Source organism: Thauera terpenica 58Eu, assembly GCF_000443165.1.
Lineage (GTDB): Bacteria > Pseudomonadota > Gammaproteobacteria > Burkholderiales > Rhodocyclaceae > Thauera > Thauera terpenica.
Window position 1 is genome coordinate 65,304 of record NZ_ATJV01000092.1, and the last position, 15,620, is coordinate 80,923.

A 15,620-nucleotide genomic window follows, 5' to 3' on the forward strand; every position below is an offset into this window, starting at 1 on the left:
AAAAAGCCCGCTGCATCTGACTGCAGCGGGCTTGGCTTGGGGTGGGGACCAGGGTGGGCTCCGTGCGACGCGGCGCAGGCTTGAGCGTTGACGATCTTGCTTCGGGTGCTGCTGAGGTGTGCCACGCACGGTAATTGCCTGCGCGCCCGGCGGTCACAGCTATGATGTGTATCGAGCCCCATGCAGGAGGGCTCGATTTTTTTCATGGATAGGGCCGTATGCGCAACTTGTCGATACTTTGTTTTGCCTATGCGATCAGTTTGTTTTATCGCGGCATGATTTCGGTGATTGCGCCGGAGATCTCGGCAGACCTGGCGCTGAACGAGAGTGGTCTGGGTCTGTTGTCGTCGACCTTCTTCATCAGCTTCGCCATCGCTCAGGTCCCTTGTGGTCTGGCGCTTGATCGGCTTGGCGCACGTTTGACCATCGGCCTGTTCATGTGGCTGGCGGTACTGGGTACCGTCCTATTTTCGATAGCCGAAACATCTTCCGTCGCGTTTGTTGGGCAGGTGCTGATTGGCGTCGGCTGTGCACCGATATTTACCGGTTCGATGCTGTTTGTCGGCCGCCATTACCCGCCCGAACGTTTTGCCTATATCACCGCGCTGGTGATCGCGGTCGGCAGCATCGGCGATCTGCTTGGCACCACCCCCCTGGCTCTGGTAACCGAATGGCTGGGGTGGCGGTCTGCGCTGCTGCTCGTCATGGTCCTGGCGGCAGCGGCGGCCAGCTGCTGCCTGTTATGGCTGGAGCCGGACCGGCCCGTCGGCGAGCCCCAGTCGCTGACGGCGATGCTGCGCGGCATGGCACGGGTGACAACCGTGCGTGGCTTGTGGCCGATTGTCCCGATGTTTCTGGCCAGCTACGCGGTGCTGATGGCGATTCGCGGACTGTGGAGCGGCCCTTACCTGGCCGAGGTGTTCCAGCTCGATACCGGAGAGCGGGGCAATGTCATCTTTGCGATGTCGATTGCCCTGGGGGTGGGCACCTTCATGCTGGGGGTGCTGGACCGGTTTCTGAAAAACACGCGGCGGCTGGTGATCGTCAGTTCGGTGCTGACCCTGGTGCCGCTCTTGCTGTTGGCGATCTATCCATCCGAGGGGGCCAATTTCGCGATGTGGGCCTTCGTCGCGATCGGGCTGTTTGGCTTCAACTACCCCTTGTTGATGGCCCATAGCCGGAGCTTTCTGGCACCGGCCTACCATGGCCGCGGCATGGCCTTCCTGACGGCGCTGAGCTTCGTCGGCGTCGCGCTGATTCAAAGCATCAGTGGATGGATGATGGGGATGAGCTACGAAGCGCAAATGAGCCCGAGCGAGCAGTACCGGCTGCTGTTCATCCTGCTCGGAGGCGCGCTGGCGCTGGCCACCGTCGTGTACGGCTTCAGCGAAAGGCAGGGGCGCGGGACCGGACCACTCAAATAGTGGCACGTCGCTGTCCCGACTGGCCTGGCAGCCGAACTGCATTGCGGCTCGGCTGCGGCCCCGGTCAGCGTGCGATCGGCTTGTAGCGGATGCGCTTGGGCTTGGCGCCTTCTTCGCCCAGGCGCTTTCTCTTGTCTTCTTCGTATTCCTGATAGTTGCCGGCGAAGAAGAACCATTGCGAATCGCCTTCGGCGGCCAGGATGTGGGTGCAGATGCGGTCGAGAAACCAGCGGTCGTGCGAGATCACCAGCGCGCAGCCGGCAAACTCAAGGAGCGCATCTTCGAGCGCGCGCAGGGTTTCGATGTCGAGGTCGTTGGACGGTTCGTCGAGCAGCAGTACGTTGCCGCCCTGGATCAGGGTCTTGGCCAGGTGCAGGCGGCCGCGTTCGCCACCGGACAGGTTGCCCACCAGCTTTTGCTGGTCGCCGCCCTTGAAGTTGAAGCGCCCGAGGTAGGCGCGGCTCGGCATCTCGAAGCGGCCCACGGTGAGGATGTCGGCGCCGTCGGCGATGGTGTCGAACACCGTCTTGTCGTTGGCCAGGCCCTCGCGGGTCTGGTCGACCGCGGCGATCTGCACCGTGCTGCCGATATCGACGATGCCCGCATCCGGCGTGTCGCGGCCTTCGATCATCTTGAACAGGGTGGACTTGCCGGCGCCGTTGGGGCCGATGATGCCGACGATGGCTCCGGGCGGGATGCTGAAGTTGACATTGTCCATCAGCAGCTTGTCGCCGAAGGCTTTGCTCACGCCGTTGAATTCGATGACCTTGTCACCCAGGCGCTCGCCGGGTGGAATGAAGATCTCCTGGGTTTCGTTGCGGCGCTGGTATTCGACGCTGGACATTTCCTCGTAGCGCGCCAGACGCGCCTTGGACTTGGCCTGACGTGCCTTGGGGTTGGAGCGCGCCCACTCCAGCTCCTGCTTCATCGCCTTCTGGTGCGCGGCTTCGTGCTTGGATTCCTGCGCCAGGCGCTCGCCCTTCTGCTCCAGCCAGCTTGAATAGTTGCCCTTCCAGGGGATGCCGTGGCCGCGGTCCAGTTCCAGGATCCATTCGGCGGCGTTGTCGAGGAAGTAGCGGTCGTGGGTGACGGCCACCACGGTGCCGGGGAAGCGGGTGAGGAACTGCTCCAGCCATTCGACCGATTCGGCGTCGAGGTGGTTGGTCGGTTCGTCCAGCAGCAGCATGTCGGGTTTGGACAGCAGCAGCTTGCACAGCGCGACGCGGCGCTTCTCTCCGCCCGAGAGATTGCCGATGACGGCATCCCAGGGCGGCAAGCGCAGCGCGTCGGCGGCGATCTCCATCTGGGTCTCGATGTCCCCGCCCGCGGTGGCGAGGATGTTCTCGTAGCGCGCCTGCTCCTCGGCGAGCTTGTCGAAGTCGGCATCCGGTTCGCCATAGGCGGCATACACCGCGTCCAGCTTCTCGCGCGCTTCCATGATTTCACCCAGACCGGACTCGACTTCCTCTTTCACGGTCTTGCTTGCGTCGAGCTCGGGCTCCTGCGGCAGATAGCCGATGCGCTGGCCGGCGAGGCGCTGGACCTCGCCCTCGTAGTCGTTATCCACCCCGGCCATGATGCGCAGCACGGTGGACTTGCCCGAGCCGTTCAGGCCGAGCAGGCCGATCTTGGCGCCGGGGAAGAAAGAGAGGGAAATGTCCTTGATGATCTGACGCTTGGGCGGAACGGTCTTGCTCACGCGGAGCATCGACATGACGTATTGGGCCATCGAACTGCCTTACAGAAGGAGCGGAAAGAGCGGCAGTTTACCCGACTGGGTGCGAGCCGGCACGCTTGGGGCAGATGCGCGTCCACCGGACGCGGGGTGTGATGGCCTCAATGGACCCGGCGAGCGAGCACCGCGGGCTGCTTCGCGTCGGCGGGCCGTCGCGCTCAGCTCACAGCAGCGCTTCGATATCCTTCACCATGTCTGCCGGTTCCGTGGTCGGCGCAAAGCGCTCGACCGCGAGCCCCTCGCGGTCGACCAGGAACTTGGTGAAGTTCCACTTGATGGCTTCGGTGCCAAGCACGCCTTTGGCGTGCTGCTTGAGGTATTTGAAAAGCGGGTGTGCGTCGTCGCCATTGACCTCGACCTTGGCGAACATCGGGAAGCTGACGCCGTAGTTCTTCTCGCAGAAGGCCGTGATCTCTGCCGCGCTGCCAGGCTCCTGGGCGCCGAACTGGTTGCATGGAAAGCCGAGCACGACCAGGCCGCGTGCGGCGTAGTCCTTGTAGAGCTTTTCCAGGCCGGCGTAGTGCGGGGTCAGGCCACATGCGCTGGCGGTGTTCACGATCAGCAGCACCTTGCCGGCGTACTCGCCGAGGGTGGTGCTGCCGCCTTTCAGGCGCTGGACTTCGATGTCATACAGCTCGGAAGACATGCGGGGCTCTCCGTGGGTGTCGTTGTTGATGTTAAGGGTGCAGCAATGGACCGTGTCGGAGGCGCCCGAGTTTCCTGCGCTGAGGAAATTCTTGGCATTGAGCGCTCTATTTTTCGACGAAGGCGCGCTCGATCACGTAGTCCCCGGCCACGCCAATGCGCGGTGACATCGTGAACCCGCGCGCATCGAGCAGGTCGCAGCAGTCCTTGTTCATCGCCTGGCTGCCGCAGATCATCACCCGGTCATGCGCCGGATCCAGCGCCGGCAGGCCGATGTCGTCGAACAGTCTGCCCGTTTCCATCACATGAGTGATACGGCCGGTGTTGTGGAAGGGCTCGCGTGTCACCGTGGGGTAGTAGATCAGTTGCGCGCGCACCGCATCGCCAAAATATTCGTTTTGCGGCAGCACGCGGGTGATGAAGTCGGTGTAGGCGAGTTCGGACACGAAACGCACGCCGTGCACCAGGATCACCTTCTCGAAGCGGGCGTAGGTCTCGGGGTCCTGGATCACGCTCAGAAAAGGTGCGAGGCCGGTGCCGGTGGCGAGCAGGTACAGATTCTTGCCAGGGTTCAGATCGTGCAGCACGAGGGTGCCGGTGGGCTTCTTGCTGACCACGATCGGGTCACCCTCGCGCAAGTGTTGCAGGCGCGAGGTGAGCGGCCCGTCCGCCACCTTGATGCTGAAGAACTCGAGATGCTCTTCGTGATTGGGGCTGGCGATGCTGTAGGCGCGGGTCAGGGGCTTGCCTTCGACGTCCAATCCGATCATGACGAACTGGCCGTTCTCGAAGCGCAGAGCCGGGCTGCGCGTGGTGCGAAAGCTGAACAGGGAGTTGTTCCAGTGATGAACACTGATGACGCGCTCGGTAAGCAGATTGCTCATGACGGTGCCCTTGCAGGACGGATTGACGATGGCGTTGATTCTAGGTGGGTTGGCTTACCGATTTAGTGGATAATTTCGATAACTCTTACCTGTTATAGTGATATGCGATTCACCTTGCGTCAGATCCAGGCTTTCGTCGCCATCGCCCGCAGCGACAACGTGTCGCGTGCCGCCGAGGCTTTGAGCCTGTCCCAATCCGCCACCAGCGCCGCGCTCGCCGAGCTCGAGAATCAGTTTGACCAGCAGCTGTTCGACCGCCATGGCAAGCGGCTGCGCCTTAATGAGCAAGGCCGGCTGGTGCTGCCCCATGCGGTGGAACTGCTCGACCGCGCCGAGGAGATGGACGCCTTGCTGCGTGGCGAACGCGGCCTGGGCAGCCTGCGTGTGGGTGCGACGCTGACCATCGGCAACTATCTGCTGCCGCTCATCGTTTCCGGCTTCCTGCAAAGCCATCCGGAAAGTCGGGTGAAGCTGCAGGTGTACAACACGAGCACGATTGCAGCGATGTTGCGCCGCTACGAGATTGATCTTGGCCTGGTTGAGGGGCAGGTGACCGATGTCGAACTGGAAGTGGAACATTGGGTCGAGGACGAACTGGTGGTGTTTTGTGCACCCGAGCATGCGCTGGCGGGGCGCGAGACCGTCAGCTTGGCCGAGATTGCCGACGAGCCCTGGATCATGCGGGAACGCGGCTCGGGCACGCGGGAAACGCTCAACCAGGCCTTGCGCCATCGGCCGGGCGCCATGGTGCCGCGTCTGGAGCTGGAACACACGGAGGCGGTCAAGCGCGCGGTGGAAAGCGGCCTCGGTCTGGGCTGCCTGTCGCGGCTTGCTCTGCGTGATGCCTTTCGGCGTGGCAGCCTGGTGGCGCTGGAGACGCCAGAGCTCGATCTGCGCCGCAGCTTCAGCTTCGTGTGGCACCGCGGCAAGTACCACAGCGCCGCCATTCGCCGCTTTCTCGAGGATTGCCGGGCGTTCACGGCAGGCGCCGAGCGCAGTCACGAAATTCACCTGCCGCTGGTACGCTGAGCGTGCCGCCGCGGACGCGGGCGGGAACTTCCACCTCAACTGCGCTTCAGACGGGCTTGCGTGCTGAACGGTGGCGGGGTGGGTGCCCGACTCCGCAGCAGGCAATGCGTGTACTACACTCATCACCCCAACCGACTCCCTTCGCACGGTGCAGCCATGAGCGTCATCGAATTCACTCGTCCTTTGCACGAGAAACTCACCGCCATTCGCCGTGACATCCACGCCCATCCCGAGCTCGCCTTTGCCGAGCACCGCACGGCCGAGATCGTCGCCCGTCACCTCGAGTCCCTGGGCGTCGAAACCCACCGTGGTATTGGCGTCACCGGGGTGGTGGGCGTGGTGCGCGGTGGCCGCAGCCTGCGTGCGATCGGCCTGCGCGCCGACATGGATGCGCTGCCGATCACCGAGCGCAACGACTTTGCGCACAGATCCACCGTTCAAGGCCACATGCATGCCTGTGGTCACGATGGTCACACGACGATGCTGCTCGGTGCTGCCGAGGCGCTGGTGGGGATGGCCGCGCGCAAGGAGTTTGACGGCACGGTGTACTTGATCTTCCAGCCGGCTGAAGAAGGCGAGGGTGGCGCGCCGGCGATGATCGCCGATGGCCTCTTCGATCGCTTTCCGATGGAGTCCGTTTTTGGCATGCACAACTGGCCGGGCATGGAGGCGGGCAGCTTTGCCATCCACAGCGGCCCGGTCATGGCCAGCGCCGACCGCTTCGACATCCGCTTCACCGGCGTCGGCGCGCACGCTGCGATGCCGCACCTGGGCGTGGATCCGGTGGTCGCCGGCGCAGCCTTCGTGCAGGCGGCGCAGACCCTGGTCAGCCGCGGGCTGGATCCGATCGACGCCGGCGTGGTGTCGGTCACCCAGTTCCACGCTGGCGAGGCCTATAACGTGATCCCCGACCGTGCCGAGCTGTGTGGCACGGTGCGCACCTTCTGCCCCGCTGTGCGCGACCAGCTCGAGCGCGGCCTGCGCCAGATCGCCGAGGGGGTGGCCCAGAGCCACGGTGTCGAGCTCTGCTTCGAGTTTCGCCGCGGCTACCCGCCCACGGTCAATACCGCCGCCGAGGCCGCGCTGTGCGCCCAGGCCGCGCGTGCCGTGGCCGGAGAAGCGCGCGTGTTCACCGACCGCCGCCCGAGCATGGGCGCGGAAGACTTCGCGTATTTTCTGCAGGAAAAACCCGGCGCCTACGTCTGGATCGGCAACGGCCCGGGCGAGGGCGGCTGCATGTTGCACAACCCCCACTACGACTTCAACGACGCTGTGCTGCCCACCGGGGCAGCCTATTGGTGCCAGCTGGTGCGCACCCTGTTGTCGTCCGGGCGCTGAACGGAAATATCGATGAAAACCTTGCGTCTCGCTTTCCACATGATGTTGCGCGACCTGCGTACGGGCGAATTGCACCTGCTCGGGCTGGCGATCGTCATTGCCGTGGCCAGCCTGACCAGCGTCGGCTTTCTTGCCGATCGGGTCGGGCGTGCGCTGGACCGCGAGGCCAACCAGCTCTTGGGGGGCGATCTGCTGTTGAGCGCCGATCGCCCCTGGCCCGCGCGTTTCATCGCTGCGGCGCGCGAGCGCGGCCTCACCAGTGCGGGCACGGTGCTGTTCACCAGCATGGCCAGCACCGCCGAAACCGCCATGCTGACCGGCGTCAAGGTGGTGGAGGAAGGCTATCCGCTGCGGGGTGAGATCCGTCTCGCCCCCGGCCCCAATCAGCCCGATGCCGCCGCCGGCAGGTCGCCCGCGCCCGGCGAGCTGTGGCTCGACGAGCGCCTGTTTGCCGATCTGGGGGTGCAGGTCGGTGACAGCGTGGGCCTGGGCGAAGTGACGTTTCGGGTGGGCGCGATGGTCAGCTTCGAGTCCGACCGCGGGGCCAATTTCTTCAGCCTGCTTCCGCGCGCGATCTTCAACCAGCTCGACCTCGCCGCCACCGGCTTGATCGCCGAAGGCAGCCGCGCCACCTGGCGCCTGCATGTGGCGGGAACGCCGCAGGCGGTGGAAGCCTATGAGCAGTGGGCACGCGCCAATCTAGAGCGGGGTCAGCGCGTGGAGACGGTGGAAAACGCCCGTCCCGAAGTGCGCGCCGCGCTCGACCAGGCGCAGCGCTTCCTGCGCCTGGCGGCCTTGCTGGCGGTCATTCTGGCGGCGGTGGCGGTGGGCCTGTCGGCCAGGCGTTTCATGGCGCGCCACCTCGACGGCTGTGCGGTGATGCGCGTGCTGGGGGCAGGCCAGGCGCAGGTGCTGGGCATCGTGGTCGGTGAATTCCTGTTCTTTGGCCTGATGGCGGCAGTGGCGGGCACGGCGCTGGGCTGGTCGGTGCAATGGGGTCTGGCGGGTGGTCTGCGAGAGATTCTCGCCACCGAGCTGCCGGCGCCCTCGATGTTGCCGCTGGCCCATGGGCTGGTGGTGGGCATGGCCTTGCTGGCCGGGTTCGTGTTGCCGCAATTGCTGCGCCTGGGCGGGGTCAGCACGCTGCGCGTGCTACGGCGTGAGTTCGAGCTCACCGAGCCGGTGTCGGGCAGCGCCTGGGCGCTGGGCCTGGCGGCCTTGCTCGGTCTGATCTTCTGGATCGCCGCGGATGTGCGCCTGGGGGCGCTGGTCGCCGCGGGCTTTGCGCTCGCACTGGGCGTGTTTGCGCTCGCCGCCTGGGGGGCGCTGAGCCTGGCGGGCCAGCTCAAGGGCCAGGGCAGCCTGCGTGGTGGCGGCTGGCGCTATGGTGTCGCGTCGCTGGGGCGTCGCATGGGCGCGAGCGTGATCCAGGTGGCGGCGCTCGGCCTGGGCATGACGGCCTTGCTTCTGCTCACCCTGGTACAGGGCGATCTGCTCGACAGCTGGCGTGCGATGGCGCCGCCCGACGCCCCCAATCGTTTTGTGATCAACATTCAGCCTGAGCAGCGCGCTGGGGTCAGCGACCTCTTTGCCGACTCAGGCCTGCCGCGTCCCGTCATCCAGCCCATGATCCGCGGGCGCATGGTGGCGATCAACGACGTCGCGGTTGCTCCCGCTGACTATGAGGACGAGCGCACCCGACGCCTGGCCGAGCGCGAGTTCAACCTGTCCTACACCGCCGATCTGCCCAGCGGCAACGCGGTGCAAGCCGGGCGCTGGCATGGCAACGCAGCGCAGCCGCAGTTTTCGGTGGAGCAGGGCCTGGCGCAGACCTTCGGCCTCAAGGTGGGTGACCGCGTCGCGTTCGAGATTGCCGGCCGGCGCGTCGAGGCACCGATCACCAGCGTGCGCAAGCTGGACTGGGATTCGATGCGGGTGAACTTCTTCTTCATCGCCTCCGAAGGCGTGCTCGAGCCCTTCCCGGCCAGCCTCATCACCAGCTTCCACCTGCCGGCTTCCAGCCATGACTTCACCACCCGGCTGGTGGCGCAGTTCCCCAATCTGTCGGTGATCGACATCGCCGCGGTCATCGCGCAGGTGCAGGCGATGACCGACAAGCTCATCGTCGTCGTCCAGTTCGTGTTCGGCTTTGCCGTGCTCGCCGGTCTGGTCGTGCTCTACGCCGCGCTGCAGGCCACCCACGACGAGCGTGAATACGAGCTCGCCATGTTGCGCACCCTGGGTGCGCGCAACCGCCAGGTGCGCCAGGCCTTGCTCGCCGAGTTTCTGGTGCTGGGCGGGATCGCCGGCGTGCTGGCCGGCATCGGCGCCAGCGCGCTGGGCTGGGCGCTGGCCGGGCAGGTGTTCAAGATGGCTTATGTGCCGGCGCTGCTGCCGGTGCTGGTGGCGGTCTTGCTCGGTGCCGGCGGTGTGGTGCTGGGAGGCTGGCTGGGGACGCGCAAGCTCTTGTCGCGCCCGCCGCTGGCCAGCCTGCGTGCCTTGGCCTGAGGCCCACGCATGCCCTTGCTGATGCTGGCGGAGATGACGCGCACCGAGCTGCTGCTCGCCGGCCTGCTTGCGGCCGCGCTCCTGCTCTTGCTGTGGCTGCTGCTGCGCAGCTTTGGCGCCGAGCGTGCCCTGCACATGCGTCTGGCCGATGCGCTGGCCGAGCAGATGGACGAGCAGCTCCACGCCCAGCACCGCGAGCTGCTGCGCGATCTGCATGAAGGCCTGGCACGCCAGACCGACCGCATCGGTGAGCACGCGCGCGCCGACCGCGATCTGCTGCAGCGTGGCCTCACTGCCGCGTCAATGCAGTTGTCGCGTGGCATGCAGACCTTGACGCAGAGCGTGGATGGGCGCCTGGACACCTTGTCCGGCCAGGTCAGTCAGCGTCTGGACGAGGGTTTTCGCAAGACCAACGAGACCTTCGTCAGCGTGATGGCGCGCCTGGCCACGATCGACGAAGCCCAGAAAAAGATCGACAGCCTGACCACCAACGTCGTCAGCCTGCAGGAGTTGCTCGGGGACAAGCGCGCGCGCGGTGCCTTTGGCGAGGTGCAGCTCGAGGCCCTGGTGCAGAACATGCTGCCGCCCGACGCCTTCGCCTTCCAGCATGTGCTGCCCAATGGCACCCGCGTCGATTGCATGCTGACCTTGCCGGCCCCCACCGGGCTGGTGGCGGTGGACGCGAAATTTCCGCTCGAGAACTACCATCGCATGCTTGAAATCGGCGCCGGCGAACATGATCGCCGCAGCGCACAGCAGGCTTTCCGCGGTGATGTGAAGCGCCATGTGGATGCGATCTCGAGCAAGTACATCCTGCCCGGCATCACCTCCGATGGCGCGGTGATGTTCCTGCCTGCCGAGGCGGTGTTTGCCGAGATTCATGCCTATCATCCCGAGGTCGTCGCTCATGCGCAGCGCAAGCGGGTGTGGATCGTGTCGCCGACGACCTTGATGGCGGTGCTCAACACCGCGCGCGCGGTGATGAAGGACGTCGAGACCCGCAAGCAGATCCACGTCATCAAGGACGCGCTGGGCAAGCTCGCGAAGGATTTTCAACGCTTCGATGAACGCATGGCGGCGCTCGCGCGTCACATCGAGCAGGCCAGTCGTGACGTGCAGGATGTGCAGACCTCCAGTCGCAAGATCACAGCCCATTTCCACAAGATCGAGTCCGCCCGCCTTGATGAGGTGGATGAACTGGGGCTCGACCCTGAGGTCGTAGAGTTGACCACAAACAGTTACAGCACCCGGCCTCCTGCCTAAACTCGGGCGCTCCACAGCGAAAGCGAAACCCATGTCCAAACTTCTGCCCACACTTTTCCTCATGACGGTGTTCCTGATCGCCTGGTTAGTGCTGTATGCACACCAGCGCAATGAAAGGAAAAAGCGCGAGCTGCCGCTGCGCGAGGACTTCCTCGCCAGCCAGGGCAAGTCCGTTCCAGCCTGTCACGCCTGTGGCAAGGATGAGCTCAAGGACGACGGCCTGGCCTCGGGCAACGATGAGCAGCGTATCGTGTCCTGTGTGAGCTGCAACACCCTGCTTTATCGCTACGAGCGTGCGCCGGAGCCAGAGCCGGCCTCCTAGAACGGCCGCGCCAGCGTCTGTCCGTTCAGCGCAACCAGGGCCTACGCGAAAAAGGAGAGATCATGAGCCTTTCCCTGAAGCGAGCTTATGAGCCAGCGGACAAATCCGACGGGGTGCGCGTGCTGGTGGATCGGCTGTGGCCGCGCGGGGTGAAGAAAGCCGAGGCCAGCATCGACCTGTGGCGCAAGGAGCTGGCACCGTCGACCGAACTGCGCAAGTGGTTCGGGCACGATCCTGAGAAGTGGTCCGAGTTTCAGCAGCGCTATCGTGCCGAACTCAAGGACAACCCGGGCTTGGCAGAAATCCGTGCGCTGGTGCGTGAGGGCAAGGTGACCCTGATCTACGGCGCCAAGGACGAAGAACACAACCAGGCGCTGGTTCTCAAGGAAGTGCTCGAGCACGGCACCTGAGCGAGCGCTTGTCGCATCTGCGCCTGCAGCGCGCAACTCAGGGCTGTGCGAAGGCCTCGACCAGAAGCGGCGTCAGCGCCCGCATCGGCCCCAGAGCGGGGCCAGCGGGCAGCAATCCGGCCTTGAATCCGCGCGCCCTGAGCCGTTCCAGCACCGTTTCGTTGCGCGTGATGACATGCACCGGCACCTCCCAATTTGCACCCGGGCCGCTCACCGTGCCGATAGGCTGGTGATCGCCGATGACGATCACCACCGCGTCGCGGGGCGCATGCTCCGCCAACCAGCCGGATAGCCAGTCGAACTGATAGCGCAGGGTGGCGAGATAGGCCGGGATGGGCTCATCCCAGCTCACCGGCGCGGCGCGCGCGCTCACCGATGCGGCGTCCGCATAGGCGTCTGCGCCGCGCACGGCGGCCCAGTCCGGCACATAGGGCGCGAGCGGGCGAAAAGGGGCGTGCGTGCTCATGGTCGGGAACACCACCAGCCGCGGCTGTCGGGTAGCGCCATCCGTGCCATCGGCGCCATCCAGTTCCTGGTGCTGGAGCTGCGCCATCGCAGCCTGGTCCGGGATGCGCCAGTAGCCGAAGGCGGGGCCGCGATAGCCGATAGCGTCGGCGTCGGCGATGCGTTCAAAGCCATAGAAACGCCCCTCCGGCCAGGCGCGCTGGATGCCGGGCAGCCAGCCGACGGTACGATAGCCCTTGGCGGCAAAATGCCGGACCAGGGTGGGGCGCTTGGACTTCAGCAGCAGCCGATAGGCGTTGGGGTCGTGCATGTCGAGGCCGGAGAGCAGCTCCGAGTGCGCCAGCCAGGAGCCTCCACCAAAGGTGGGCGAGCCTAGCCGAGCCGACACCACCTGACGTCCGCTGGCAGTGATGCTCGCATCGAAGCGGGCGCGCGATTGTTGCAGCGTGGCGGCGAACTCCGCGTTGTCGAGGGTGATCGCACCGTAGGCTTCGGCAAACACGATGATGACGTCGGCGCCGCCCAGTGCATCCAGGTTGGCGTCGAAGCGCGGGCTCGTGCCGAGCAGGGCTTCGTCGTCAGCGTGCCACAGCGCGCGCTCCAGCATGTCCGCCTGGGTGACGAGGAGCGCGCTGACCGAGGGTGCGAACGCAGCCTGCAGGGGCGGCGCAAAACGCGGGGCCAGCGTCCCCAGCGCGAGCGTGAGCACGGCCATGCCGAGCACGCCCGCCCGCACGCCGTGATCCTGCAGGCCGGCGCCGAGCGCCACCACACAGCGCCGGATCACTGCCTGCAGTGCGATCAGACCAAGCACGACCCCCAGCAGCGCGGCGGTGAGGCCCAGCAGGCTGCCGATCGAAGCATCGGCCGTGCCCATCTTCAGGACTTCCCACACGTGCTGCCCGTCCCAGTAGAAATCCAGCGTACGCCCCAGGATGGCAGGGGCGGTGATGTTGGCGTAATGCAATACGACGCAGGCGGTGAGGATGAGCGATGTGCCCACCACGACGGCGCGACGCAGCGCGCCGCGCAGGCTGAACAAGGACAGCGCAAGTGCGATTGCGGCGAGTTCGATCGATATTCGCGCCGCGGGCCACGGCCACAAGCTCGGCCAGGCGTTGCCGAAGCTGAGCAATGTGTTCAGCACCAGCAGTGCGAGCGCGGCTTTGAGGACGGCGGGAAGGGACTTCATGAAGCTCGCCTTGTGCAGCGGCGGCGGAGGGCCTGATCCTTGTTTTTCAAGACGGTGCGCTGCAGCTGCCCGCGTGCAGGCGCAGCGGCGTTCGGCTTCAATGCGATGAGCTTCAATCCTGTCGCGTGCTTCGGCCCGGTATGCTGCGCAGGGCTGTGGAATGGACTGAGGGCTGAATGGGCCTGCGCCTGCCGATGCCCAGCCAGACGATTACCCGACATGAGAGAGTTTCGATGATGAGCCCACAACAAGGAGCAGCGCGCGTGAGCCCCTGGTGGCAGGACAGGACGCCGCAGGAAGTCGCCCGCATTGCGGCCGCGGGCGGGGTCGCGGTGCTGCCGCTGGCTGCGATCGAGCAGCACGGCGAGCATCTGCCGCTGTCGACCGATCTTGATATCGCGCTCGGACTGCTCGCCGCCGCCTTGCCGCAGCTGCGCCCGGAACTGCCCATCTGCGTGCTGCCCGCGCTGGCCGTGGGCCTCAGCCTGGAACACAGCGCCTTTGCCGGCACCCTGAGTCTGAGCCCGGAGACCGCGTTGGCGGTGGTGTCGGAGCTGGGTGAGCGCGTGGCAGCGGCAGGTTTCAAGCGCCTGGTGCTGTTCAACAGCCACGGCGGCAACAAGGCGGTGGTCGATCTGGCGGCGCTCAAGCTGCGCGCAGCGCATCGCATGCTCGTCGTGCGTGCCAACTATTTTCGTTTCACGCCGCCGGTCGATGTGCTGCCGGTAGATGAGCTGCGTCATGGCCTGCACGGTGGCGCGCTGGAAACCGCCATGATGTTGCATCTGGCGCCGACGAAGGTGCGCGTCGAGCGGATCGCGGATTTCGACTCGCTTGGTCGGCGCATGGCTGCGGCAGGAACACTGCTGGGGGCCGAAGGCGAAGCCGGTTTTGCGTGGATGGCTCAAGATCTGAATCCTTGCGGCGCCACCGGCAATGCGTGCCTGGCGAGCGCAGGGATGGGTGCGCGCCTCGTTACGCACTACGCCCAGCAACTGGCGCGCCTGCTGCAGGAGACATACGATTTCGACCTGTCCTGTCTGCGCGATGAGATCGCTTGAGCGATGCCGAGCACTGCCGCGTTCGTGCTGTGGCAGTGCTCGGCATGGTGATCAGCTGCGCGCTGCGGTCGCGGGCGCGGGCAGGCATTCCGGCCCATCCGAGGCGGGCTCGCCCTGTTCATTGAGGAGTTCGTGCAGCCAGTGACCATGGCGGTTGGCCTTGGTGGTCAGATAGCGCTGGTTCTGCTCGGTGACCTCGCCATAGATCGCCTGGCGTGCGGTGACGTTGATGCCCGCGCGCTGCAGGGCTGCGACCTTGCTCGGGTTGTTGGTCAACAGCAGGATGCGTGACACGCCAAGTTGTTCCAGCATCTCGTGCGCAACGCGAAAGTCGCGCTCGTCCTGGGAGAATCCGATGATCTGGTCGGCGTCGATGGTGTCCAGGCCCTCGTCCTGCAAGCCGTAGGCGCGCAGCTTGTTGGCCAGCCCGATGCCGCGGCCTTCCTGCGACAGGTAAAGCAGAACACCGCCGCCTTGGGCGTGAATCGCTGCCACGCCGCGGCGCAGCTGCTCGCCACAGTCACAGCGCAGGCTGCCGAACAGATCGCCGGTGAGGCAGGACGAATGCAGGCGCACCGGCACATCCGCTGGCCATGCGCCCGGATCGCCGATGACGATGGCGACATGTTCGCGAATGCCGTCGGGTTCGCGGAACAGCACGAAACGACTCTCCTCGGCATCGATCAGCGGAACGCGCGCCTCGCTCACGCGACTCAAGCCGCCCGGACCGCTGGCGCAAAGCTGCAAGGCTGTGTCGGCCTCGACCGCCAGCAGCTCGCCACTGGCAAGCGCGGCCGCGACCGCTGCCGACTGCGCGGGCGTGACCACGCAGCTCACCGCTGCCGGCAGCAGCTGGGCCCGTGACAGCAGTCGGATGGTGGCCTGGCCGGCCTTGTCGGCAGCGGCCTGGGGTGTGCCTGGCGGCAGTTGCACGCCGCGCTGGGCGGCGAACTCGCGCAGCCGGACGCTGTCTGGTAGCGGTGCCAGGCAAAGTGTGACCGGCGTCTTGACCTCGCTGAAGCCGAGCGCCGCCATGCGGTGGCTGGACAGCACCAGGCAGGCGGGCGAGCCGCTCAGCGCCTGCAGCGCTGCCAGTGCGCTGTCGTTCAGCCCTTCAACGGCCTGGACGAGCGTGTCGCTGCCGTTGTTGCGCACGAGCACGGGAAGGCCGCGTCGCAGATCGAAAATTGCGCGTTCGGCTTGGCGCATCGGTTGTTCTCCGGTCGGGTGTTCAGGTTGTTGTAAGCGCGCGCTCCCCGCCGTGTGGCGAGGGGGACGCAAATCGAATCAATGAGGGGTGCGCAATGTCTGGCGGAAATTTTTCTGCAAATTGGGGCTGGGACT

The 15,620-nt window shown here is 65.7% G+C and carries 13 protein-coding genes; 8 read left to right on the plus strand and 5 right to left on the minus strand.

From position 1 onward, the window contains the following. Positions 1-218 precede the first annotated feature (218 nt). Positions 219-1,424, plus strand: a complete 1,206-nt coding sequence (locus tag M622_RS36440; protein ID WP_021250670.1) for an MFS transporter — start codon at positions 219-221, stop codon at positions 1,422-1,424. A 64-nt stretch (positions 1,425-1,488) separates the two neighbouring features. On the opposite strand, the gene ettA is transcribed toward M622_RS36440, so the two are convergent. The 3 genes from ettA to M622_RS36455 form a co-directional block, all read right to left on the minus strand. After that, entirely contained in the window at positions 1,489-3,153 is a 1,665-nt protein-coding gene (gene ettA / locus M622_RS36445; RefSeq protein WP_021250671.1) for an energy-dependent translational throttle protein EttA, read from the minus strand. Between the two features lie 169 nt (positions 3,154-3,322). Continuing rightward, positions 3,323-3,805 carry a glutathione peroxidase gene (locus tag M622_RS36450; RefSeq protein ID WP_021250672.1) on the minus strand — a complete coding sequence of 161 codons (483 nt, stop codon included), beginning with the start codon at positions 3,803-3,805 and terminating at the stop codon, positions 3,323-3,325. Between the two features lie 106 nt (positions 3,806-3,911). After that, a complete protein-coding gene (locus M622_RS36455) occupies positions 3,912-4,688 on the minus strand; it encodes a ferredoxin--NADP reductase (RefSeq protein WP_021250673.1) in 777 nt (258 codons plus the stop codon). 102 nt (positions 4,689-4,790) lie between these two features. On the opposite strand from M622_RS36455, the gene M622_RS36460 reads away from it, so the two are divergent. The 6 genes from M622_RS36460 (at position 4,791) to M622_RS36485 (ending at position 11,558) form a co-directional block, all read left to right on the plus strand. After that, positions 4,791-5,717, plus strand: a complete 927-nt coding sequence (locus M622_RS36460; protein ID WP_021250674.1) for a LysR family transcriptional regulator — start codon at positions 4,791-4,793, stop codon at positions 5,715-5,717. A gap of 156 nt (positions 5,718-5,873) precedes the next feature. Beyond that, positions 5,874-7,055, plus strand: coding sequence for a M20 aminoacylase family protein (locus tag M622_RS36465; protein WP_021250675.1), 1,182 nt, complete (start codon positions 5,874-5,876; stop codon positions 7,053-7,055). 12 nt (positions 7,056-7,067) lie between these two features. Then, a complete protein-coding gene (locus M622_RS36470) occupies positions 7,068-9,563 on the plus strand; it encodes an ABC transporter permease (RefSeq protein WP_021250676.1) in 2,496 nt (831 codons plus the stop codon). Positions 9,564-9,572: 9 nt separating this feature from the next. Then, complete coding sequence (locus M622_RS36475) at positions 9,573-10,826, plus strand: DNA recombination protein RmuC (RefSeq protein ID WP_021250677.1); 1,254 nt, start codon at positions 9,573-9,575, stop codon at positions 10,824-10,826. A 31-nt stretch (positions 10,827-10,857) separates the two neighbouring features. Further along, positions 10,858-11,148, plus strand: a complete 291-nt coding sequence (locus M622_RS36480) for a hypothetical protein (RefSeq protein WP_021250678.1) — start codon at positions 10,858-10,860, stop codon at positions 11,146-11,148. A gap of 62 nt (positions 11,149-11,210) precedes the next feature. Then, complete coding sequence (locus M622_RS36485; protein ID WP_021250679.1) at positions 11,211-11,558, plus strand: DUF488 domain-containing protein; 348 nt, start codon at positions 11,211-11,213, stop codon at positions 11,556-11,558. Between the two features lie 37 nt (positions 11,559-11,595). Here the strand turns inward: M622_RS36485 and M622_RS36490 are convergent, their stop codons facing one another. Next, the gene (locus tag M622_RS36490) at positions 11,596-13,215 is read right to left on the minus strand and encodes a sulfatase-like hydrolase/transferase (RefSeq protein WP_021250680.1); all 1,620 of its coding nucleotides are present in this window, start codon (positions 13,213-13,215) and stop codon (positions 11,596-11,598) included. Positions 13,216-13,478: 263 nt separating this feature from the next. Between M622_RS36490 and M622_RS36495 the strand changes: the two genes are divergently transcribed. Further along, entirely contained in the window at positions 13,479-14,276 is a 798-nt protein-coding gene (locus M622_RS36495) for a creatininase family protein (RefSeq protein ID WP_021250681.1), read from the plus strand. Positions 14,277-14,327: 51 nt separating this feature from the next. Here M622_RS36495 and M622_RS36500 read toward each other — a convergent pair whose 3' ends face one another. After that, positions 14,328-15,485 carry a GTP cyclohydrolase II gene (locus M622_RS36500; RefSeq protein ID WP_021250682.1) on the minus strand — a complete coding sequence of 386 codons (1,158 nt, stop codon included), beginning with the start codon at positions 15,483-15,485 and terminating at the stop codon, positions 14,328-14,330. Between the last annotated feature and the right edge of the window lie 135 nt (positions 15,486-15,620).

Excerpts from the sequence above, each read along its gene's own strand:
- M622_RS36440 (WP_021250670.1), top strand. The coding sequence starts at position 219 with ATGCGCAACTTGTCGATACTTTGTTTTGCCTATGCGATCAGTTTGTTT.
- ettA (WP_021250671.1), bottom strand. The coding sequence starts at position 3,153 with ATGGCCCAATACGTCATGTCGATGCTCCGCGTGAGCAAGACCGTTCCG.
- M622_RS36450 (WP_021250672.1), bottom strand. The coding sequence starts at position 3,805 with ATGTCTTCCGAGCTGTATGACATCGAAGTCCAGCGCCTGAAAGGCGGC.
- M622_RS36455 (WP_021250673.1), bottom strand. The coding sequence starts at position 4,688 with ATGAGCAATCTGCTTACCGAGCGCGTCATCAGTGTTCATCACTGGAAC.
- M622_RS36460 (WP_021250674.1), top strand. The coding sequence starts at position 4,791 with ATGCGATTCACCTTGCGTCAGATCCAGGCTTTCGTCGCCATCGCCCGC.
- M622_RS36465 (WP_021250675.1), top strand. The coding sequence starts at position 5,874 with ATGAGCGTCATCGAATTCACTCGTCCTTTGCACGAGAAACTCACCGCC.
- M622_RS36470 (WP_021250676.1), top strand. The coding sequence starts at position 7,068 with ATGAAAACCTTGCGTCTCGCTTTCCACATGATGTTGCGCGACCTGCGT.
- M622_RS36475 (WP_021250677.1), top strand. The coding sequence starts at position 9,573 with ATGCCCTTGCTGATGCTGGCGGAGATGACGCGCACCGAGCTGCTGCTC.
- M622_RS36480 (WP_021250678.1), top strand. The coding sequence starts at position 10,858 with ATGTCCAAACTTCTGCCCACACTTTTCCTCATGACGGTGTTCCTGATC.
- M622_RS36485 (WP_021250679.1), top strand. The coding sequence starts at position 11,211 with ATGAGCCTTTCCCTGAAGCGAGCTTATGAGCCAGCGGACAAATCCGAC.
- M622_RS36490 (WP_021250680.1), bottom strand. The coding sequence starts at position 13,215 with ATGAAGTCCCTTCCCGCCGTCCTCAAAGCCGCGCTCGCACTGCTGGTG.
- M622_RS36500 (WP_021250682.1), bottom strand. The coding sequence starts at position 15,485 with ATGCGCCAAGCCGAACGCGCAATTTTCGATCTGCGACGCGGCCTTCCC.